Genomic DNA, 22,143 nt, shown 5'->3' on the forward strand with positions numbered 1-22,143 from the left:
AGAAAGAATTTCTTTATGAAAGTATATTAAAATGTAATATTTTGAACATAAGTAGGTATTTAAGGAGTAATAGCATTTATATGTTACTCATAAATAAAAATACTTTTCTTGATCAAACTTCTAATTTGTACAGTTGCTTTAAAGCTGAGTAATAACCTGTTGAAAACCAACATTTAGAATTAATCCGGGTACAAATAAAAAGCAATCTAGGTTTTGTCAAGGCATAAATCCACTAGAAATGCAATAGACAATAATGAATGAATAGATTAAATTCGGATAGATAGAACATAGAATTAAGAAGGAAACTAAAAAATTTAATGTTTTATACTTACTTCAATTCATTGCAAAGTGATGAGAAGCATATAGATGATATATGTAGATAAAAACAACGAGCCTTTTAATTTAATTCAAGGTAGAAAGCTTGTTTGATCTAAAAACGTACTTTGTCCTAAACGTAATTAAAAGGCTCGATAAATCTTTTATTATAAAAAAGTGTATGTTATTCTTCTACTGTAACTTTTTCAGCATCTTCCTGCATCATTTTCTTATCTTCTTCAGCAATTTTAGTATGCTCCACTTTTAACGTCTGGTGCTCTTTTTCCATCTTTTCATGCTCCGCCTTCATTGCCTCATGTTCTTCTTTTAAAGCTTCCAGAGTGATTTCACCAGAGGTATGCTTAGTTTCCAGTTCAGCATGTTTTGCAAGAAGTTCCGTATGAGAGTCAATTAACTCCTGATGTTTTGAAAGTATATCACTATGTTGCTTTTCCATAACCAGGTGAAGACTATCATCTTCAATCTCTTTATGCGCATTAAGCATTTCATCATGATTATCTTTCATCGTATTATGCTCTGCCGTCATGGATTCATGTGCCGTTTCCATAGCTTCATGCGAGGCTACCATTTCTTTATGTTCGGCAGTTTCCGCAGGATTTTGTTTACAAGAAAATACTGCTAGTGTTAATAGAAAAATTACAATGTTTTTCATAAAATTATCTTTTTTTGGTTTTAACCTATAAAGATATTTAATTCCAAAAAACGCTGATGAATATAGGCTAAGTATGGCAAAACTTTAACTGTCTTAAAGCATTAAGATTAATTTTAAGTAACTGATATACAGTATTTTAAATAATTATTAAAGTTATAGGTATCTTAAAAATCACTGCTATACCATATTATATGTTTGGAAATGATTAGTTTTGACCTTTATTCATGTAAGATGCAACGTCCGATAAGTATTTATATTAGTACTTTTTTATTCCTGGTGACTTTTTTAGCACCAAGAGTTGCAAATCTACATGCCTTAGACCATTTTTCTGATGATGAAGATTCGATCTCATGCGAACTTTGTGACATTACATCCAGTTCGCAACAATTTGACTTGTATTTAGGACATACCCCTTCCCAAACTGATTATATTTTAAATTATCCCAGCCCTTATGTGGTGGATAGTTTCTATAACAGTCCTACGGCAAAAATTGCTTCTCCTTCTTCAATTTATAATAAACCTCCACCTGTTTTATAAACTCTTTATTTCTAAATATTTGAATATAGTAGTAAACTCATGGTGCATTTAAAAAATAATTATTACAAAATACGTCAGTTCGAGTGCTTCGACCAAAGGAAGAAGTATATCGAGAACAAGGATTTTGGTCAAAAAAGCTATGTAATCCTGAGTTAAACCGAAGGACTCGATATCCTCGATCAAGTCAAGAACAAGCTATTTTTTCTTCATTTCATTACGAAAAAACACTCGAATTGACGCTTTTTTCCCTAGATGCACCAGAGGTAATAGTAAATACTATTTTATATACCAATTTGTAAAAAATCTGGTAAATATTTCAGCCTAGTTGGTTTTATACTTTACCTCCCTTCGGTACCAGCTAACTTTTAGAAATAATGTAGTTTATCCTGTCTATCATTCCAAATGACCCTCTGTACTTCGCTTGGTAAGGGTTGATAAGGAACAATTCCAATTATTTCTAAAGTTAAAATTCTAAATAGTTATGTTATGATAGTTCGTATTACGGTTATTACCTTATTTATAATATCTCTTATTTCCTGCCAAAATAAAAATCAAAAAGAGTACGACCCTTCCTTTATTGACCGAAGAAAATTAGATTCGATGCTGACAAGTGATGTTTCCAAAATTTTATTAGATCATTTGTACATCGTGGTGGATAGTGCTACTTATCAAAGTTTAACCAAAAATAAACAGTGGAGAAAGACCTATGCCGCCATGGATATGGGACTACCTGACTTTGCCCCTCCCAAGGAGAACGCTACTTCCTGTTATCTAAGAGGACATAAACATTATATTGAAATCTTAGGGCCAAACAATAGCTACAACGAACCTGTAGGGAAAAGCGGTATCGGCTTTTCGCTAGAAAATGAGGGAGAACACTTTCACCTGGGGGTTAAACCAAAATTAAGGGTAGAACAAGATGCCTTTCTATATGCTACTGAAACGGTAAAAATGCCCCTTGTAAATGATGAACCAACCTGGTTTAAGGCATTTTACACCCCGAGTCCGGGTACCTCTTTACACACCTGGTATGGTTTTTACAATCCTGGTTTTTTAGATCACCTACATAAAGAGCAACACACTTCATATACCAGAGAAAAGTTTCTGGAAAACACGTATAAAGATCACAAATTATTTAATGGTATTCAGACTATTCAGCTGACTTGTACTCCTACTGATTTTCAACGCATTGCAAATGAATTAGCCTATTTAAAATGCGAATTAATTCAAAGAGAACAGAATGTATATACCATTAAAAGCGGGGATATCCATTTAGTCATTGAATACTCTGATCAGGTGGAATACAGCAGAATTAGTAAAATCACCTGTGACTTAAATAAAAAAGACAATAGTGTTAACCATCTAGGAAATCTCACGATTACTAATCAGGATAAAGTATCTGTCTGGGACTTTGATCAGATACATCAAAATCAAATCATCGAACAGTAAAATTCATACCTCATTCTTTTAAATAAACACATATGCTCGAAGCTAGAGACCTCACAAAAACCTATGGTAACCACCATGCACTTAGGCAACTTAACCTATCAGTGGACAAAGGAGAAATTTTTTGTTTACTAGGTCAAAATGGCGCCGGTAAAACGACCACCCTTAATTTATTTTTAGGATTGATTGCCCCTACCAGTGGAGAAGCGGTCATTAATGGAATTACCGTAAAACCAAATAGTAATAAAACTACCAAAATGATCGCGTATATCCCGGAAGTAGTGCAGTTATACGGTAACCTTTCGGGTATCGAAAATCTTGATTTCTTTAGCAGATTGGCTGGATTTACCTATTCAAATAAGGATTTATCTGATTTTTTAATAAAAGCAGGCTTACAAAAGAGCGCACATCAAAATAAAATTTCCTCCTACTCTAAAGGAATGCGGCAAAAGGTAGGGATCGCAATTGCCTTATCAAAAAATGCCGAATATATTATTATGGATGAACCTATCTCCGGCCTGGACCCTAAAGCAACTCAGGAATTTACTAAAATCTGTAAAGAATTAAGTGCGGAAGGTAAAGCCATCATCATGGCGACACATGACATTTTTAATGCGGTAAATGTGGGAACTAAAATTGGGATTATGAAGGAAGGAAAACTAGTCCATACTTCAGATACCGGAACTATTAACGCAACAGAATTACAAGACTTATACTTAAAAACCATCTAAACTTACAATCAAATCACTCATACAATGAACACAATTAAATTAATAACTTTCTTATTATTCCTAACAGCCAGCAGTATTTCTTTTGCGCAAGTAAGCGTTAAAGGAACTGTGGTTGACTCCCAAAATACCCCAATGCCAGGAGTCTCAATTATGTTAAAGAATGCTGAAAAAACCTTTGGCAGACTTACGGACGAGTCCGGGCAATTTGAGATTAACGCACCTTCCGGAACATATAATATCGAAATCCGCTACTTAGGGTTTCAACCCTATAAAAAAAATTTGGATTTAAATGATAAACCCTTATTTGACCTGGGAACCATTCAGTTGAATGAAGGTACCGAACAATTACAAAGCGTAGAAGTAGTAGGTCGAGCCCGGACGGATTATAATAGTGATTACTCCTTTTCGTCTACTAAAGTGGCTATAAAAAACCGGGAATTACCACAAGCAGTATCTACGATTACTAAAGAATTAATGAATGACCGACAAGCCTTTCAGATTGCAGATGCTATAAAAACTTCTAGTAGTGTGACCCACACCGGGAACTATAACCACTTTAATATCAGGGGGATTATCCAGGCAGAAGACGGACAATTGATTAACGGTCTGAGAACACGACAATATTATTTTTTACAGCCCATTACTTCTCATATTGAAAGAGCAGAAGTCATTAAAGGACCATCCTCGGTTTCCTTTTCAAGTGTAGACCCGGGGGGATCGGTAAATTTAGTAACTAAAAAACCCTTAAAAGAATCAAGAAATGAAGTAAGTGCTACAGCCGGAAGTTTTGGTACCCTTCGAGCTACCGCGGATTTTACCGGGCCGTTAAATGAGTCCGGCTCTCTACTATACCGCCTGAATGCGGCGGTTCAGGAAGCCCGGTCTTTCAGAAATCTGGTTCAAAACAATCAATTTTTAATCACACCTTCTATTACGTTTTTACCCAATAGTACGACCGCACTTAACGTAGAAATGATTTACAGTAATGGTGTAGGAAATTTGGATCGTGGTCAGCCACTTTTTGGGGCTATCAACGGAGAATTTGATTTGAATAGTACGGATATTGAAACCAACGTGGCAGCAGCAAATGACTTTTATGCTTCTAAAGAATTTATGGTCATCAGTAATTTTAGTAAGAAAATAACAGATAACATTGGGTTCAACGCCTCTTATATGAAGCAAACCTGGGAAGAAGACCTGGCTGAACACCGGGTAGCAGGTTCGGCTGCGGTAGATATTAATGGAAATAGCATCCCTACTCTAGCTGAATTGCGTTATACAGAACGACAACAATTTTGGGTGACTGATAATTACGGTGCTTTTATCAACTTTGACCTGGAGAATGAAAAAATTACTAATAAATTATTGGTAGGATATGACGGTAGCCGATGGGAACGTACTATTGGCGGAGCTTCCAACGGAGCAAGACGCTACTTAAGATTAGACGGTACTGCTACTGGATTTGATCCCGCAGAAGCAGCACTGTTTGAAACCATAGAAATTGATGGAGTACTTGCCCCCAGGCCGAATGTTGCTCATTTTAACTTGGCGGATCCTAATAATACGGCAAGAGAAACGTCAAATTACAGGATTTCAGAGTTTGCTATTCCGGCGAACCTTACTACCTCTAATGGCATTTACATTCAGAACCAATTTAAAATAGGCCGGTTTTCGGCTTTGCTAAACTTGCGTTACGACTGGTATGAAGATATATTTGATTATGAATCAGACGATGAACAATCCTTTAAAAACGAAGCTTTTATACCCAGGATAGGCTTGACCTATAAAGCTACGGATGCCGTAAGTGTCTATGGTTCGTATGTACAGGGATTTCAACCGCAGTCGAATACGGTGACCTTATCTCCATTTACAGGGGACTTTTTCTTTGCTGCTTCTCCGGCCAGTTTTGACCCTCTGGAAAGTAATAATATTGAATTCGGAGCAAAAGGTGAATTTTTCGGCGGAAGGTTAGCGACCAGTGCCTCCATATATCAAATCACCCAAAAAAACCTGTTATTACAGGACCCTAATGACGAATCCGTTTTAACCGAACGAGGGGAACAACGTAGTCGTGGTTTTGAATGGGATTTGAATGGTCACGTATTACCTAATCTGCAGTTAAGTGCTTCCTATGCCTACATCGATGCTGAAATTGTAGAAGATGATGACCCTGCTTTAGTCGGTGAACGTATCGGAGGAGCTCCGGAACATAGTGCGAATCTTTGGGGCAGGTATGATTTTACCAGTGGCGCACTACGGAATATGGGAGTGGGATTAGGTATGGAATATCGCGGAGAACGTTTTTCATGGTTTGGAGACCGTTTACTACTACCAGCCTATACTGTATTTGATGCTGCACTATATTATCGTCCAACGGGAATTGATATGCAGATTGCCTTAAAGTTTAATAATTTATTAGACGAAACCTATTGGAACGGTGCCTTAAATGCCTCTCGGGTTTTTCCGGGAGCACCTAGAAATATACTCTTGACTACAACCTATAAATTTTAACAAATGAAATGGTATGTGATTCGTTTATTCGCCCTGAACTTCTGGCGTAATGCCACCACTCCAAAGTCTTTTTATATACTGTATGCGATCTTTATAGTACTTACAGGCTATGCGACTGTGAGTGGCGTGCAAAACCATCTTACGCAAAACAAAATTCGGCAGGAACATCAAATAAAAGCCCGGAAAAGCTGGGAAGCAAATCCCGATAAACATCCTCACAGAATGTCCCATTTCGGGACCTTTGCCTTTCGTACACACCCTCCCCTGGCCATGTTTGATTATGGGTTGGAGAGTTTTACCGGGAATGCGGTGTTTTTAGAAGCCCATCAGCAAAACAGCGTTAATTTTTCTGAAGCTACTTTTTCTACTGGCAGTTTACGGTTTGGAGAATTAAGCTTGGCATTACTGTTACAATTGGTGCTACCTTTGCTCTTGTTTTTTATAGGATTTTCAAGCGTAGCAACAGATAGGCAAAACGGTACCTTAAAAATCCTACTGGCTCAGGGAGCAAGGTGGAAAGAACTTTTATTCGGTAAATCCTTAGGGCTACTGGCAATCGCTTTGTCTTTTTTTCTTCCTGTATTAATATTGCTGACCGTTGCACTTATAGCTTTTGGTGATCCGACCATGATTGATCACCTTTGGCTACGTTTTATATTGATTGGGTTAGGATATCTTATATTTTTGGTGATTATTTCCGTTTTAACAATTGTAGTTTCAGCTAGCAGTAACAATCCTAAAAATGCACTTTTACGCTTATTAGGCATCTGGTTACTGCTTTTAATATTATTGCCTAAATCTGCTCAGGCACTGGGGAATTACTGGTTTCCTACCCCTAGTAAGATAGCATTTCAATCTACTATTGAAGAACAAGTGATTGCAGAAGGTGATAGTCATGATCCTGATGACCCACATTATCAACATTTAAAAGATTCGGTTTTAAAAGTTCATCAAGTAAAAGATGTGACGGATTTACCCTTTAACTATGCAGGCTTTGTAATGCGTGAAGGAGAAAAAATAACGACGGATTTATATCATAAGAACTATGCAAAATTAATTAACATCTACGAAAAACAAAATAACGTAACCCGGTTTACTTCATTTATCAATCCGTTTACTGCTATCAAATTAGCATCCATGAGCCTGGCGGGAACTGATTTCTCCGCATATCTGGATTTTCAGGATAAAGCAGATACCTATCGTTATGAATTGGCGCAAACCATGAATGAACTACAGATGGATTATATCAGTCCAAAAAAAGAAAGTGGTTCCGAAGGAAAAAAGCACGTTATCGATCATAAACACTGGGAAGAATTTCAGGATTTTAAACACCAACCTATGGCATTTGGTAAATCCCTTTCCATAGCTTTTCCTGCAATCCTGTCCTTACTCTTATGGACGGTGATAGTGCTTATATTGTTAGTAGTTACTTCAAAAAGAGCAAAAGCAATATGAAAAAATATACCTTATTTTTACTGCAATGCATTCGGTCAAAAGAAGTCCGGATCAGTTTGCTACTTATCACCGTATTAGGTATCATTTCGATTTTTATCGGAAACAAACACCTGGAACGGCAACAACAAGCAATCGTCGAGGTGAGTTCTTACCAAAAAAAACATTTTGATCGGCAGGTAGCCTTACATCAAGATGATCTGGGGTTGCTGTTGTATTACACAAAATTTAGTTATATCAATTCATTAGACCCGTTAGCCGGGGTATCGATTGGTCAGGCAGATGTGAACCCAACGGTAAAACAAATCACCATAAAAACCTTTGAAGCCCAAAGGTTTGATACGGATTTAGTCAATCCTATGAATTTACAATCCGGGAACCTTGATCTTTCTTTTGTAATCATCTATTTATTTCCGTTGTTAGCCATAGTCCTAACGTTTAACGTAGTTTCTGAAGAAACGGAAACCGGTACCTGGTCGTTATTGGCTATTCAGGCAAAATCCAAACTTGGTTTTATCATTTCTAAACTTGCTGTTCGGTTTTTGTTATTAACCTTAATACTTGTACTGCTCTTTAGTATCGCAAAGTTTACTCTGGACATTCCTTTTACCGCTAATTTTTTAGCAATGATAGCTCTGGCTATTTTTTACCTTGTTTTTTGGTTTGTACTTTCCTTTTTTGTCATAATTTTTAAGAAGTCTTCCGGGTTTAATGCCTTACTTCTTTTATCTGTATGGTTGGTCTTAATTATACTGATACCTGCTGGTATTAATAGTTATGTATCAGCAAAATACCCAATCCCCGAAGCACTGAGTACTGCCATAGCACAACGGGATGGATATCATGTAAAGTGGGATACGGACAAGGCAACAACCATAGAAAAGTTTTATCAACATTATCCGCAATTTAAAGAATACGGGTACCCTACCGAAGGATTTAACTGGTTATGGTATTATGCCATGCAACAAATGGGCGACGATGATTCAAAAAAAGAACGGGATGCGCTAAACGAAAAAATAAAGTTAAGAGAACAGGCAAGCCGAAATCTGGCAAAGCTGGTTCCCAATATGTACCTACAGCTGATGTTTAATCAATTGGCCGGAACCGGTATTAGCCAACAACTAGATTACCTGGAGGCAACCCGTCAATTTCATGAAAAACTACGCTTGTTTTTCTATCCCAAAATATTCGAAAGTAAATCAGCTGATGTGATAGATTGGAACCAATTTACTCCTGAATATTATAACCCTACATCAAAAATAAGTCCATGGCAAAGTAGCATTCCGGTACTAATCGCATCGGTATTTATCGTACTATTTGCAATTCCAAGAATTAAAAAATTGTAAAGTTCTATGTATCTGTAATTCTATATAGAACAACTCATGGTACATTAAGGGAAAAAAGCGTCAACCCGCCTTGACCGGACGGGCAGGTTCGCGTATTTTTTCGTAATGAAATGAAGAAAAATAGCCTGTCCTTGATTTGATCGAAGATATCGAACCCTTCGATTGAACTCAGAATAACATAGCTTTCTTGACTAAACTCAACCAAGGACTTTTTGATAAGCAGCGATATAAGAAGTAATCATTTGATCCAGGCTAAATTTCTGAACAGCATATGCCCTACATTTTACAGGATTGATCTTATTTAATTTTTTAACCGCATCAACCGCTTCAGAAATGGTATGTACTACAAAACCGGAAACATTTTCTTTAATAAGTTCGGGCATACTCCCTCTGGCAAAGGCAATGACCGGGGTACCGCACATCATGGTTTCTAATACGCTAAGGCCAAAAGGTTCTTCAAAAGAGATAGGATGTAAAAGCGCTTTTGCTTCGCCCAGCAAAGTATCACGAATTACCGGACCTACATTGCCCAGATATGTGACATGGGTATCATCTATATGAGGTTGTACCTGCGTTTCAAAATAAGACTGATCTTGTATCAATCCGGCAATTTTTAAAGGGAACCCTGACTTTTTAGCAATTTCGATAGCTCGATGTGTTCCTTTATCAGGATGAATCCTTCCAAAATAAAGCAGGTAATCCTTTTTATGAGTAACAAGCGTAAACTGCTCCGGATCTACGCCATGATAAATAGTATCCAAATAAGTAAGTTCTTCATGCCTATCCGCATTTGATATGGAAATATAAGCAGAGGTACTATTATATTTTTTATAAACCGGAATGATCTTGGGAGAAGAAAAGCCGTGAATGGTCGTTATCATAGGTGTTTTTATCAACCCTGAATACGATAGTGGTAGAAAATCAAAATGGTTATGAATAATATCATACTTATCAGCCTGTTCCATGAGATGACTAATATGCAAGCATTCCAACACTTTAGGATCATTCGTACGATCTTCCTCATAAGGTAATTCGCAAACCGATTCCAACTTGGCAGAAGTAATTGAATTACCACTGGCAAAAAGTGTCACCTCAAAACCCCTTTTAACCAAACCTTCCGTGATATTGGAAGCTACCTGCTCCCAGGGACCATACTCTGTAGGAGGGGTTCTCCAGGCAATAGGTGATAACACTGCTACTCTCATTTTTTTTACGGTTAATTTAGTATAAATTTCTTGGTTACCACTAATAATTGTATTTATTACTAAAAACTGCTATTTACAATTTTTGGTGTCCGTTCAAAATAAATAAAAGTTCATAAAAATATTAAAATAAGGTGGTTTTAAACTAAAAGTAAATTGTCGTACAGAACAAGCAAGACCCCAAAGGTTTTGAAAACCTTTGGGGTCTAACTCCAGTTAAACTTGTCAAAAGTATTTTTTTTACCTTGAATAATGCTATAATATTGATTTTCAATATTATCATAATTAGTCTTGATTCTTGGTTCTAAGAGCAATAGCGACCTGCCCGTCCGCAAGTGTGTCTTGAATCTTTACCGGACAATAAGGTTTTAAAATCATATAAACCTGAAAATAGGCAAGACTTTACCATCTTTTTTCTATTTTTAAAGAACAAATGTTAGTTTTTATTAAAATAATGTTAATCTAAGAAGCTTTTGTAACATTTTGTTACGGGAAGCATCTTATATTTATATCATTCATCAAATGCTTTGGGGGGCGCTTTTGGATGCAACTTTCCTTTTCTTTAGTGGATGAATATAGATTTTACATTAGGTAATTACCTCATGTATATAAGTTTTATCAAACACTAAACATATACTTACTAAGTCATAAAGATTATAAACTACTATTCAATGAAGAGAAGAAACTTTATTCAATACGCCGGAATGGGTGCAGGGGCGTTACTAGTGCCTTCGATGCTTTTAGGGAAAGATATTTCTGCAGAAGCGTTGCTCTACCCGGGTATGGACACCGTACTGAAAAAACAAATGGCTGATATTGCCTTAAATACCGCAAAATCCTTAGGTGCTACTTATGCCGATGCCCGTATCGGCAGGTATCTTAATCAATATGTATTCACCCGCGAGGATAAAGTTCAGAATGTGGTGAATACAGAGTCTTTTGGGATTGGAATTCGGGTGATTGCAAATGGTACCTGGGGATTTGCTTCTACTAACAGTGTCACTCCCGGTGGGATTAAAAAAGCAACTGAACAGGCAGTAGCTATCGCTAAAGCTAATTCAAAAATTCAGAAAGAGCCGGTTGTATTAGCACCGGTACAATCTCATGGTGAAGTCTCCTGGAAAACCCCTATAAAAAAAGATTTTAAGGAAGTACCGGTCTCAGAAAAAGTAGAACTACTGCTATCAGCAAATGATGCTGCTTTAAAGAATGGAGCTGATTATGTAAATTCCGCATTGTTTATGGTCAATGAACAAAAATACTTTGCTTCTACGGACGGTTCCTATATTGATCAGGATGTACATAGAATTTGGCCCACCTTTACCGTTACTGCCATTGACAAAGCTACTGGTACTTTTAAGTCCAGGGAAGCTATGAGTGCCCCTGTAGGTATGGGATATGAATATATGGAAGGATTAGATAGCGAAAAGATTAAAAGTCCGGCAGGTTTTAATTTATACCGAAATAGCTATGATATGGTAGAAGATGCTACCGTAGCTGCTAAACAAGCCAAAGAGAGATTAACTGCAAAATCCGTAGAACCTGGTAAATACGATTTGGTTTTAGAACCTAATCATTTAGGATTAACCATTCACGAATCCGTGGGACATCCTCTGGAACTTGACCGGGTATTAGGTTATGAAGCAAATTATGCCGGAACAAGCTTTGCCACCCTGGATAAATGGAAATCTAAAGATTTTAAATACGGAAGCGAAATTGTAAACCTGGTCGCAGATAAAACGCAACAAGGATCCTTAGGGGCTGTAGGATATGATGATGAGGGAGTAAAAACTAAAAAATGGGATTTAGTCCGTGGTGGAATTTTAACAAATTACCAGGCCATTCGGGATCAGGTTCATATGATCAACCAAAATGAATCGCACGGTTGCTGTTATTCTCAAAGCTGGAATGACGTACAGTTTCAAAGAATGCCTAATGTATCTCTGGAACCTGGTAAGGACCCATACTCTGTAGAAGATATGATTAAAGATGTAAAGAAAGGAATTTACATAGCAGGAAGAGGTTCTTTTTCTATTGATCAGCAACGCTATAACTTTCAGTTTGGAGGTACGGTATTTTACGAAATTAAAGATGGTAAGATAGTAGGTATGTTGGATGATGTTGCTTACCAATCCAATACGCAGGAATTCTGGAACTCTTGTGCAAAAATTTGTGATAAAGATGATTATCGATTATTTGGGTCTTTCTTTGACGGTAAAGGACAACCCCCCCAGGTGAGCGCTGTTTCTCATGGTAGTTCAACCACGCGATTTAATGGTGTTAATGTTATTAATACCGGAAGAAAAATTTAATAAACCCTCAAATAATATAAAATAGAATGGCTATATATAGTAAAGAAGAAGCAAAGCAAATTATGGAGAAAGCTTTGAGCTTTTCATCAGCAGATGCTTGCGAAATAAATTTGAGTGGTAGTGAAAGTGGTAATATACGCTATGCTCGAAATACGGTTTCTACCGCAGGTCATAATTCAAATCAAACCCTGGTTGTCCAATCTAATTTTGGAAAAAAAATGGGAACGGCTACTATTGATGAATTTGATGATGCCTCCTTACAAAAAGTAGTAAAAAGAGCAGAAGAATTAGCTAAATTATCTCCGGATAACCCGGAATTTATGTCTATTATGGAACCTCAAACCTATGATACTTCGGTAACTTTTATTGAAGATACCGCTAAGATTTCACCGGAGTACAGAGCTGAAGTTGCAAATAAAAGCATTCAGCCTGCAGCGGTAAAAGAGGTAACGGCAGCCGGATTTTTTGACGATTCGTCAGGATTTGATGCCATGATGAACTCCAAAGGTTTATTTGCCTATAACAAATCTACGGATTGTAACTTTACCGTCACTATGCGAACTAATGATGGTACGGGTTCCGGTTGGGTTTCTCGAGATTTTAACGATGTTAAAAAATTCAATGCAGAAGAAGCTTCAAACATCGCTATTGAGAAAGCGATCATGTCAAAAAACGCCAAAGCTATTGAACCCGGAAAGTATACGGTAATATTAGAACCCGCGGCATCGGTGGGCTTACTTCAGAATATGGGCTATTCTTTTAGCGCCAGAAGAGCAGATGAAGGTCGAAGTTTTATGTCTAAAGAAGGTGGGGGTACCAAACTTGGAGAAAAAATTGTAGATGAACGAGTAAAAATATGGTCTGACCCACTTAATAAAGAAGTACCTACTAGTACCTGGAGCGGCGATGGGCAAGCCTTAAAAAAGACAAGTTGGATTGAAAACGGAGTGGTAAAAAATCTGGCATATAGCCGGTATTGGGCAGATCAGAAAAAAGTATCCCCAGTTCCATTTCCAAATAATTTTATCATGGCGGGTGGTACTGCTTCCTTAGATGATCTAATTAAAGATACTAAAAAAGGAATTTTGGTAACACGGATGTGGTATATTCGTAGTGTAGATCCGCAAACCCTGTTATATACCGGGTTGACCAGGGATGGTACTTTTTATATTGAAAACGGAGAAATTAAGTATCCAATCAAAAACATGCGCTTTAACGAGAGTCCGATTATCATGTTAAACAACTTAGAGACCTTAGGACAACAGGTACGTATTGACGGAAACCTGGTACCGTATATGAAAATTAGGGATTTTACTTTTAGTAGTTTATCTGATGCGGTTTAGTTTTTAAATTATAAACTCACAAAACTGGTTATCTTAAACAATTTGAGATAACCAGTTTTCCTTTTAGTAATGAATAAATTCTTCTTCACACGCCTGCAATACGAATCCGGAGACTGGGATGTTGATCAGCGCATGCCTTCTAATGTGTTAAATTCGTTGGTAGAATATACTACCCTTCCGATAGATACGCAGGAAAAGATTGTTTCTTTAGGTAGTGATGAATTATTTACAAGTCCGTTTTGCTATTTATCCGGACATAAATTAGTGGAGTTTACAACTGCTGAAGCTGCTAACTTTAAAAAATACGTAGAACGTGGCGGTTTTGTATTTGTAGATGATTGTAATCATGATATTGACGGATTGTTTGCAAAATCTTTTGAACGCCAGATGGAACGAAGCTTCGGACCTGGAGCTTTAAAAAAAATAGCAAATAATCATGCGCTCTACAATTCTTTTTTTGAGTTTGAAAACGGCCCTCCTACTACATCACAGGAGTTAAACGGCTGGGGTGATGATTTGGTTCATGATTATCTAAAAGCTATTGAAATAAATAACAGAATAGGTGTTTTATATAGTAATAAAGATTACGGGTGCGAATGGGATTATGATTTCCGAAATAAAAGATGGTATAAAAACGATAATACGCGATTTGCTATTAATATTGTAATGTATGCCCTAACCTCATAAAGTAAAGTATGGACAACGAATTAGCAACGGTAGCGCAAGAAGTAAAAGACTTGGTAGCAAAAATTGAGGTAGTTAAAAAAGAAGTCGGTAAAAAAATAGTAGGGCAGTCAGAAGTACTGGAGCAACTATTAATTGCGTTTCTGGCAGGAGGACATGCATTACTGGAAGGTGTGCCGGGACTGGCAAAAACCTTAATGATCCGTTCGCTATCAGAAACTATGGACCTGGGGTTTAAAAGGATCCAGTTTACCCCGGATTTAATGCCGTCTGATATTATTGGTACGGAAGTACTGGAAGATGATCTCTCTACCGGAAAAAAAACATTTCGGTTTACTAAAGGCCCTTTATTTTCAAATATGATATTAGCCGATGAGATTAACCGGACACCACCTAAAACTCAAGCTGCTTTATTAGAAGCCATGCAGGAATTTGAAGTTACCTACGCCAACAAAACCTATAAGCTCGATCAACCTTTCTTTATCCTAGCTACACAAAACCCTATCGAGCAATCCGGGACCTTTGTACTACCGGAAGCACAACAAGATCGATTTCTTTTATATATTAAAGTAGGCTATCCGGATGCCTCCGAAGAAGAAAAAATATTAAAAAGTACCACAGGAATAACTTCTAAAGAAATTCAAAAATCTATAGGGGCAGATGATATTCTTAAATTACAAAAAATGGTACGGGAAGTATATATAAGTGACGACCTTGTCAAAGCCGTAAGTACCATGGTTAGAAATACAAGACCGGAAACTACGGATAATGAATATATAAAAAAGTGGGTAAGTTGGGGAGCTGGCCCACGTGCGGGTCAAGCAATGATTTTAACGGCAAAAGCCACAGCTTTAATTAACAACAGACTCTCTGTAATTCCCGGAGATTTAAAAAAGGTTGCTTATCCGGTATTAAGACACCGGATATTAATGAATTTTAATGCAGAATCTGAAGGAATAACATCAGATAAAATAGTGGATGAGTTGATTAAAATAGTAGTATAAAATTTTAATTAGAATTAAAAGATATGAGGATGTGTAGAGGTTAGGCGGTGGTTTCTAGTTTTAGCGGTATGATAATGCTGATAGCAACATATTACTATAAAGGTTCATCCCTTACCCTTCCCCAGAAAAAGGGAACCTAAAAGTTCTTTCCTAAAGGAAAAATTTGAGATGAATTTTGATCAAACTAAACCTATGTATATAAAGTCAAAGCAAATCTAATAGTTCACTAATGCCACTTTTTAAAATGATCGAAAAATACAAATTGTTAGATACCTATCAATGACTAACAAAAAAAATCATACAATATTAGAACCTGCAACTATTCAGTCTGTAGTGGGATTACAACTATTAGCAAAGTCCATTGCTAATGGCTATACCTATGGTTTACATAATAGTCGAAGAAAAGGTTTGGGTATTGAGTTTAGCCAGTTCAGGTCTTATGAAAAAGGGGATGATCTAAGACAATTGGATTGGAAAATGCTGGCAAGGTCCGGTAAGTATTTTATCAAAGAATCCGAGGTAGAAACTAATATTCAGGTACAATTCATTGTAGATGCCAGTAATTCTATGCGGCATGAAGAACAAAATATATCCAAACTTGACTATGCAAAAGTTTTCATTGCAACTTTAGCCTATATTTTTGATAAACAAGGTGACAAAATAGGTTTGGCTAGTCTTAACGATACTGGTTTTCGACAGATACCTGTTACAGATCATAAAAATCAATGGAACTATTTATTAAAAAATCTTCATGAGATAAAGCCCGGGGGTACGTGGCCGATAGATTTACAATGGGCAGAAAAATTACATCAGCGTGCACATAAAGAACTTTTTATCTGTATAAGTGACGGTTACCAGGAACATGATGAATTAACTAAGTTTTTTTGTTATTTAAAAAATCCAAGAAATGAAGTAATTGTCATTCACGTATTAGGAGATAACGAACTGAATTTCTCTTATAACAAACAAGTAATCTTTGAAGACCTGGAAACCGGAAAGAAAAAAAAGGTGGATACGCAGGCGGCCAAAGAATCATACCTTAAAGCTTTACAACAGGGAACAGATAAAATTAAGCAAAAGTTACAAGTAAAAGGAATTCAATATTTTCTTTGTAACTACTCGAAACCAATAGAAGAAACGATATATCAATTTGTTGCATTAAGAAATAGGTTATTGTAATATGAGTTTTTTAAATCCTACATATCTTTGGTGCTTTTTAGGATTACTATTACCCTTGCTTATTCATTTGTGGAGTAAAAAACAACACACCACTATAAAAGTAGGTAGTACTCAATTTATTGAACCCACTTCATCTAATAGAGCCAGTAGCATACAATTAAACGAATGGATATTATTACTACTTCGATTACTACTAATCGGCGGAGTAACCCTGTTAGTTTCCGGAATGCAATTGCATAAAATCCCAAGTCAAAAAAGTATTGCTTACTTTGTGGATCCCTCCTTACAATCCCTTCCGGAGGTGCAAAAGCTTATAGATTCTCTACAAAAAAAAGAAGTAGTATTTAGTTTTAAAAAAGGCTTTCCAAAAGTTAAGTCAAACTATCAAGAAGATTCCATATCAAAAAACATTTTTCATTGGCAATTAGCCCGGGACTTAGAACATTTTCCGGCAGATAGCCTGGTGGTATTTACAAGGGCTTACTTAAAAAATACCAGAGGAAAACGACCGAAACTATCCCGAGATATTAAATGGGTAAAAATTGACGAAAATATACAAAGTACTTTTAAACCAATAGCAGCAAAGCAATCCGATAAAGGAACTACTATCTATAGAGTAAAAAGTAATGCTACGACAACTCTATTTAATAAAGAATTTTTAGAAAACAATACTGCTATAAATACTAATGGAACTGGCGATAGTATTCTTACCACTGGTTCTTATGAAAAGGTTTTAATTACTCCTACTAAAAAACTAAAAATCGGATTAAAAGTAGATGACTCCTTTAAAAACCAGAAATCTTATCTAACCGCTTCCTTAGCCGTTGTTTCAGAATACATAAATACTACCGCTGTAATCGAGAATATAAATACTGATGGTGAAATTGAAAATCTGGATATTCTCTTTTGGATAAGTACAGAGCCTTCTCCTGCCACAGAGGCTACCTTAGTGTATTACCAACCGGATCAATTTGCCGATGACTTGCTTATAAAAGAAAACAAAAAGAAATATAGATTAACGGCTCTCTTACATGCTGAAAACAGCATTCGGCAACATTTAATGGACGCGTTGGTTACCCTTTTAGGACCATCTCAAGAAATTCTAAAAACAGCCGAAAATGATGACCAAAGAACCATAGCTCCTGAAGAACTAAGAACAAATTACTCCGTTAAAAAAAAGATAATATCAGAGGTCCAGAAGTTTGACATGAATTCCTATCTATGGATAGTATTATTAGTACTTCTGGTATCAGAACGAGTTCTTGCTAAAAAACGGGTACAATAGTTATGCAACAACCTACTAACTATATCAACAAATTTAAAAACCAATGGAAAACTCAAATTCTTATAGTGATCGGGATGTATGGGTTTAGCGGAGCCATTTGTACGTTTTTAATCTTAGGCAATGTTAGTATAGCCGTGGCTACTTTTTTTATACTTATTGGTTTATTTTATTTGATCAAAAAACCGCAAAAAATTACTACGGCTAGAACAATACGTTTTATCGATCGGAATTTGCAAGAAATAGCATACAGTTCAGGCTTATTCATTAAGGAGTACAGCGAATTGTCCCGGTTGGAAAAAATCCAATACCATACTATACAGAACGCTGTAGCATTTGAATTACCGAAGTTAAAACCTCCGGTTCCTTTTAAAATTCCTATGATAGTTGCAGTAGTTTCCGGAGTAATCGGACTTATCGTAAATAATTATTTACATACGGATACCATAGAAAATAAAGATACACCACCGGTCAAAGAATTTATAAACTTTACTTCAGCTGATTCCTTATTGAATATAGCAAAACCTAAAATTACAGATCAATTTGTAATACTTCAATATCCAAGTTATACGGGTATCCCCAAAGATACACTTACTACTTTTGACCTTAAAGTTGTCGAAGGCACAGTAGCCATATGGAATTTAGAATTTGACCAACTCCCGGATTCTTTAAGCTTTCAATCTAATACCAGAAATAAAAACTTAGATGCAATACATAACGCTTATGTTTACCAACAAGAGCTACGGATTTCTGACTTTTATAATTTTACTTTTTTAAAAGATACAACATGGTTTTCTTCAGATTTACATGCCATTCAAATCATTCCGGATGAAAAACCTTCGATAGAAATTCAAAATCTGGATAAGTTTAATACGCTTGGTCAAGATGATGATAAAAACCTTCGATTTACTGCTGTTTTAGAAGATGACTTTGGCCTGAATACGGCTTATATCATCGCTACAGTTAGTAACGGCTCAGGAGAATCCGTAAAGTTTCGTGAAGAAAAATTAAATTTTGACACTACTCCTAGAAAAGGGAGTAAATACCAAAAATTAACTAAAAATATAAACCTGGACTTTTTAAAGATGGTACCTGGCGACGAACTTTACTTTTATGTAGAAGTTAGCGATCAAAAAACTCCAGCACCCAATATTTCTAGAAGCGAAACCTATTTTGCTAAAATTCGGGATACTGTTACGGATATTTTTGCAGTAGAAGGGGCAATGGCAGTTGATCTGATGCCAGCCTATTTTCGTAGTCAACGACAGTTAATTATCGATACTGAAAAATTGATTAAAGAAAGGCCTAAAATCCTTAAATCAGAATTTAACCGAAGAAGTAATAACCTGGGCTATGAACAAAAAGCATTACGGATAAAGTACGGACAATTTATGGGGGACGAATCAGAATTGGAAGTTGAAGGGGGACAAGTCCAGGAAACTCATGAACATGAGGATGAAAACTTAGTTGATCAATACACGCATAAACACGATACTGAAAATGAACATAATCTGGTTGAAGAAAAACACGATCATGAACATGAACATGATAATACTGAAAATGAAGGAGAAGCAACGCAAGAAGACCCGCTGGAATCCTACTTACATAATCACGATGATCCCGAAGAATCTACGTTGTTCACCGCATCCTTAAAAAGTAAACTACGGATTGCATTATCTCAAATGTGGGATGCTGAACTACAATTACGTCTGTACCAACCTAAAAAATCGTTACCCTATCAATACAGAGCACTCCGGATGTTGCAAGAAATTAAGAATAGTGCGAGAATCTATGTACATCGTATTGGTTTTGATCCGGAGCCTATTAAAGAAGAAACTCGGCTTACTGGAGATTTAAAGAATATAAAAACAGGTAAAGAAAAAAGAAATCATACGGACGAAAAGTTGTATCCGTACATACAGAAAGCTATTCAAAAAATTTCTGAATCTCCTATAGATAAAGAGTTTGTAGTTGTCAAAGATGAGTATTTATTGTTTAAAAATGCAGGTAAAGAACTTGCGCAAATTGCCATTGACCAGCCCGGTCGCTATTTACAGGCTTTACAAATTTTAAAAAAGCTTACGGATGGAAAAAAGATAACCACTCCGGAAGTAGAAGTGCTAAAAAAAGCATTATTCGAAGCTATCCCCAATCAGTCTAAGCAGATAGAACCAGATTCTTTTATCATAACTCCTTTAGATCATAACTACCTTAAAACTTTACAGGTAAATGGGTGAACGCATATACTTTTCAGATACTAACTATATTATTCCATGTATACTTATTAGTATATTATGTTGGTTATTATTTCTATGGAAAGAAGGATTTCTGATAAAGAAGACTAGCTTCTGGGTAAACGCTATAGTTGCGCTACTGGCAATTTTGGCTTTATTATTTTTATATACAAAACCTTATTACCTAGGAAGTTCAATAGGTAAAAGAAACCTTCTTCTAACCGAAAACTCTCAGCAATCAAAATACCGAGATAGTCTTTTACAATTATATCCTGGTATTGAAGAAATTTTCTATCAACCCAATCAACCTATTTTTAAAGAAGATAAACTTCCTAAGGAGCTTTTCATCCTGGGTGACGGGGTCAAAACCTATGATTTTTGGCAGCTCGAATCAATTCCTACTATTCACTATTTATTTTCCGATTCGTTACAAGGAATTAGTCAGGTTACTTACAACGATAACCTCGTGGAAGGAAATAAGCTTAAAGTTTCAGGGGTTTATCAAAATTCAATAGTATCCAACAGCCTTTTTTTAGAATCAGAAGGAGGTTTCGCTTTAGATTCAGTCCTTCTTAGAGGGCATCAGCTCGATACATTTTCCCTTTCTTCTACCATCAAGGTTTCCGGTAGTTATGTATATCAATTAGTAGAAAAAGACTCTTTACAGCAGATTTTAAGAACCGAACCTCTTCCGGTTCAAGTTAAAACGGCTCAAGCCTTAAATATTGTGCTACTTAACACCTTCCCTAATTTTGAGAGTAAGTACTTAAAGAATTTTTTATCCGATCAGGGACATCGCTTAGTGGTTCGTAATCAAATTAGTAAAGGAAAATTTAAATACGAATATATCAACGACCCGGACTTTCAATTTTTAGGATTTAAAAAAGAAAGCCTAACATCTCCTGACTTGATCATAATGAGTTCTTCGGTTCTTAATGTAATGTCTCAAAGTGAAAAAAATGCGCTTCACAATTCAGTAAAAAAAGAGGGGATCGGCGTTTTAATTTTACCTAGTTTCAAAGTTTCCCTAAAATCAATTCAGGAGTTTACCGGTTTTACTTTACGAAGAAATCAAAAAGAAACAGCTAACTTAAGTGAAGAAATCAACATCGAATTAGAGACCTACCCTTTTGAGATTAAACGAAGCTTACCTACCCTACCTATCTGGAAAAGTAGCGATGAACGGGTGGTTGCAGCTTACCAACAGCTTAAGAATGGTAGAATTGGTATATCTCTAATTAAAAATACCTATCCCTTATTGTTAAAAGGAAATGAAAAAGCGTATCAAGCATATTGGGTCAAATTAATTAATGCTATCATAAAGTTGCCCAACAGTAAAGTTCAATGGGAGGACAAACCAAATTTTATTTTTAAAGATAAACCCTATACCTTTCATTTTCGATCAAACTTAGCCTTACCAGAAGTTTATTTAAATAATAGCCACCAAATTCCTCTATTACAAGATCCGGAACTATCTTATCTCTGGAATGGTACTACATATCCCAAAGAAATAGGCTGGAATACCTTACAAATGGTTCAGGACACGCTACATACCCAACAATTTTATGTGTTAGATTCATCAAGATGGAAAACATGGCAAAAATTTCATCAACGTAAACAAAATAAAAACCTGGAACGATCCTTAAACACTACTCATACCAATTTTGAGCAACAAAGACCTGTCCCACTTTGGTATTTTTACTTGTTGTTTTTAATAAGTATGGGGTGGTTATGGTTTGATGGAAAAAGAAGAAGTTTATAAGTATTCTGTGGTGCCAAATTATGGAATTGCTACTCTTTTTCCCTGCTATTAAACAACAACTGATAGCAAGTAGTATATTAGATATGCAAATTAAACAGAAACCTCTTCTAGCAGTCATCTCTAAGAGAGA

16 protein-coding genes are annotated in these 22,143 nt (G+C 36.1%); 14 read left to right on the top strand and 2 right to left on the bottom strand.

The window, feature by feature from the left end; genetic code table 11:
* Nucleotides 1–499: 499 nt before the first annotated feature.
* A complete protein-coding gene (locus NBT05_RS17445; RefSeq protein ID WP_265771176.1) occupies nucleotides 500–988 on the bottom strand; it encodes a hypothetical protein in 489 nt (162 codons plus the stop codon).
* A 231-nt stretch (nucleotides 989–1,219) separates the two neighbouring features.
* Between NBT05_RS17445 and NBT05_RS17450 the strand changes: the two genes are divergently transcribed.
* The 6 genes from NBT05_RS17450 (at nucleotide 1,220) to NBT05_RS17475 (ending at nucleotide 9,011) form a co-directional block, all read left to right on the top strand.
* Nucleotides 1,220–1,525 (top strand): hypothetical protein, encoded by a 306-nt coding sequence (locus NBT05_RS17450; RefSeq protein WP_265771177.1) that lies wholly within the window; start codon nucleotides 1,220–1,222, stop codon nucleotides 1,523–1,525.
* A 486-nt stretch (nucleotides 1,526–2,011) separates the two neighbouring features.
* A complete protein-coding gene (locus tag NBT05_RS17455) occupies nucleotides 2,012–2,974 on the top strand; it encodes a DUF5829 family protein (protein WP_265771178.1) in 963 nt (320 codons plus the stop codon).
* A 32-nt stretch (nucleotides 2,975–3,006) separates the two neighbouring features.
* The gene (locus NBT05_RS17460) at nucleotides 3,007–3,702 is read left to right on the top strand and encodes an ABC transporter ATP-binding protein (RefSeq protein ID WP_265771179.1); all 696 of its coding nucleotides are present in this window, start codon (nucleotides 3,007–3,009) and stop codon (nucleotides 3,700–3,702) included.
* 24 nt (nucleotides 3,703–3,726) lie between these two features.
* Nucleotides 3,727–6,213, top strand: a complete 2,487-nt coding sequence (locus NBT05_RS17465) for a TonB-dependent receptor (RefSeq protein WP_265771180.1) — start codon at nucleotides 3,727–3,729, stop codon at nucleotides 6,211–6,213.
* 3 nt (nucleotides 6,214–6,216) lie between these two features.
* On the top strand, nucleotides 6,217–7,668 hold the full coding sequence (locus NBT05_RS17470; RefSeq protein WP_265771181.1) for an ABC transporter permease: 1,452 nt from the start codon (nucleotides 6,217–6,219) through the stop codon (nucleotides 7,666–7,668).
* Nucleotides 7,665–9,011 (top strand): DUF3526 domain-containing protein, encoded by a 1,347-nt coding sequence (locus NBT05_RS17475; protein WP_265771182.1) that lies wholly within the window; start codon nucleotides 7,665–7,667, stop codon nucleotides 9,009–9,011. Before NBT05_RS17470 ends, NBT05_RS17475 begins: the two co-directional genes overlap by 4 nt.
* Before the next feature lie 197 nt (nucleotides 9,012–9,208).
* On the opposite strand, the gene NBT05_RS17480 is transcribed toward NBT05_RS17475, so the two are convergent.
* Nucleotides 9,209–10,216: a glycosyltransferase family 4 protein gene (locus tag NBT05_RS17480; RefSeq protein WP_265771183.1), complete on the bottom strand. Its 1,008-nt coding sequence runs from the start codon at nucleotides 10,214–10,216 to the stop codon at nucleotides 9,209–9,211.
* 668 nt (nucleotides 10,217–10,884) lie between these two features.
* Here NBT05_RS17480 and NBT05_RS17485 point away from each other — a divergent pair.
* The 8 genes from NBT05_RS17485 (at nucleotide 10,885) to NBT05_RS17520 (ending at nucleotide 22,013) form a co-directional block, all read left to right on the top strand.
* A complete protein-coding gene (locus NBT05_RS17485) occupies nucleotides 10,885–12,525 on the top strand; it encodes a TldD/PmbA family protein (RefSeq protein ID WP_265771184.1) in 1,641 nt (546 codons plus the stop codon).
* A 26-nt stretch (nucleotides 12,526–12,551) separates the two neighbouring features.
* Nucleotides 12,552–13,868 carry a TldD/PmbA family protein gene (locus NBT05_RS17490; RefSeq protein ID WP_265771185.1) on the top strand — a complete coding sequence of 439 codons (1,317 nt, stop codon included), beginning with the start codon at nucleotides 12,552–12,554 and terminating at the stop codon, nucleotides 13,866–13,868.
* A gap of 69 nt (nucleotides 13,869–13,937) precedes the next feature.
* Complete coding sequence (locus NBT05_RS17495) at nucleotides 13,938–14,555, top strand: DUF4159 domain-containing protein (RefSeq protein ID WP_265771186.1); 618 nt, start codon at nucleotides 13,938–13,940, stop codon at nucleotides 14,553–14,555.
* A gap of 8 nt (nucleotides 14,556–14,563) precedes the next feature.
* Nucleotides 14,564–15,556: an AAA family ATPase gene (locus NBT05_RS17500; protein ID WP_265771188.1), complete on the top strand. Its 993-nt coding sequence runs from the start codon at nucleotides 14,564–14,566 to the stop codon at nucleotides 15,554–15,556.
* Nucleotides 15,557–15,835: 279 nt separating this feature from the next.
* Complete coding sequence (locus tag NBT05_RS17505; RefSeq protein WP_265771189.1) at nucleotides 15,836–16,735, top strand: DUF58 domain-containing protein; 900 nt, start codon at nucleotides 15,836–15,838, stop codon at nucleotides 16,733–16,735.
* 1 nt (nucleotide 16,736) lies between these two features.
* On the top strand, nucleotides 16,737–18,020 hold the full coding sequence (locus NBT05_RS17510) for a BatA domain-containing protein (RefSeq protein WP_265771190.1): 1,284 nt from the start codon (nucleotides 16,737–16,739) through the stop codon (nucleotides 18,018–18,020).
* 2 nt (nucleotides 18,021–18,022) lie between these two features.
* Nucleotides 18,023–20,254: a tryptophan-rich sensory protein gene (locus NBT05_RS17515; protein ID WP_265771191.1), complete on the top strand. Its 2,232-nt coding sequence runs from the start codon at nucleotides 18,023–18,025 to the stop codon at nucleotides 20,252–20,254.
* Complete coding sequence (locus NBT05_RS17520) at nucleotides 20,247–22,013, top strand: hypothetical protein (protein ID WP_265771192.1); 1,767 nt, start codon at nucleotides 20,247–20,249, stop codon at nucleotides 22,011–22,013. Before NBT05_RS17515 ends, NBT05_RS17520 begins: the two co-directional genes overlap by 8 nt.
* Nucleotides 22,014–22,143: the final 130 nt, after the last annotated feature.

Origin of the sequence: Aquimarina sp. ERC-38 (assembly GCF_026222555.1) — a bacterium.
Taxonomy (GTDB): Bacteria; Bacteroidota; Bacteroidia; order Flavobacteriales; family Flavobacteriaceae; genus Aquimarina.

Coding starts and splice junctions, on each gene's coding strand:
- NBT05_RS17445 (WP_265771176.1), bottom strand. CDS start 988: ATGAAAAACATTGTAATTTTTCTATTAACACTAGCAGTATTTTCTTGT.
- NBT05_RS17450 (WP_265771177.1), top strand. CDS start 1,220: ATGCAACGTCCGATAAGTATTTATATTAGTACTTTTTTATTCCTGGTG.
- NBT05_RS17455 (WP_265771178.1), top strand. CDS start 2,012: ATGATAGTTCGTATTACGGTTATTACCTTATTTATAATATCTCTTATT.
- NBT05_RS17460 (WP_265771179.1), top strand. CDS start 3,007: ATGCTCGAAGCTAGAGACCTCACAAAAACCTATGGTAACCACCATGCA.
- NBT05_RS17465 (WP_265771180.1), top strand. CDS start 3,727: ATGAACACAATTAAATTAATAACTTTCTTATTATTCCTAACAGCCAGC.
- NBT05_RS17470 (WP_265771181.1), top strand. CDS start 6,217: ATGAAATGGTATGTGATTCGTTTATTCGCCCTGAACTTCTGGCGTAAT.
- NBT05_RS17475 (WP_265771182.1), top strand. CDS start 7,665: ATGAAAAAATATACCTTATTTTTACTGCAATGCATTCGGTCAAAAGAA.
- NBT05_RS17480 (WP_265771183.1), bottom strand. CDS start 10,216: ATGAGAGTAGCAGTGTTATCACCTATTGCCTGGAGAACCCCTCCTACA.
- NBT05_RS17485 (WP_265771184.1), top strand. CDS start 10,885: ATGAAGAGAAGAAACTTTATTCAATACGCCGGAATGGGTGCAGGGGCG.
- NBT05_RS17490 (WP_265771185.1), top strand. CDS start 12,552: ATGGCTATATATAGTAAAGAAGAAGCAAAGCAAATTATGGAGAAAGCT.
- NBT05_RS17495 (WP_265771186.1), top strand. CDS start 13,938: ATGAATAAATTCTTCTTCACACGCCTGCAATACGAATCCGGAGACTGG.
- NBT05_RS17500 (WP_265771188.1), top strand. CDS start 14,564: ATGGACAACGAATTAGCAACGGTAGCGCAAGAAGTAAAAGACTTGGTA.
- NBT05_RS17505 (WP_265771189.1), top strand. CDS start 15,836: ATGACTAACAAAAAAAATCATACAATATTAGAACCTGCAACTATTCAG.
- NBT05_RS17510 (WP_265771190.1), top strand. CDS start 16,737: ATGAGTTTTTTAAATCCTACATATCTTTGGTGCTTTTTAGGATTACTA.
- NBT05_RS17515 (WP_265771191.1), top strand. CDS start 18,023: ATGCAACAACCTACTAACTATATCAACAAATTTAAAAACCAATGGAAA.
- NBT05_RS17520 (WP_265771192.1), top strand. CDS start 20,247: ATGGGTGAACGCATATACTTTTCAGATACTAACTATATTATTCCATGT.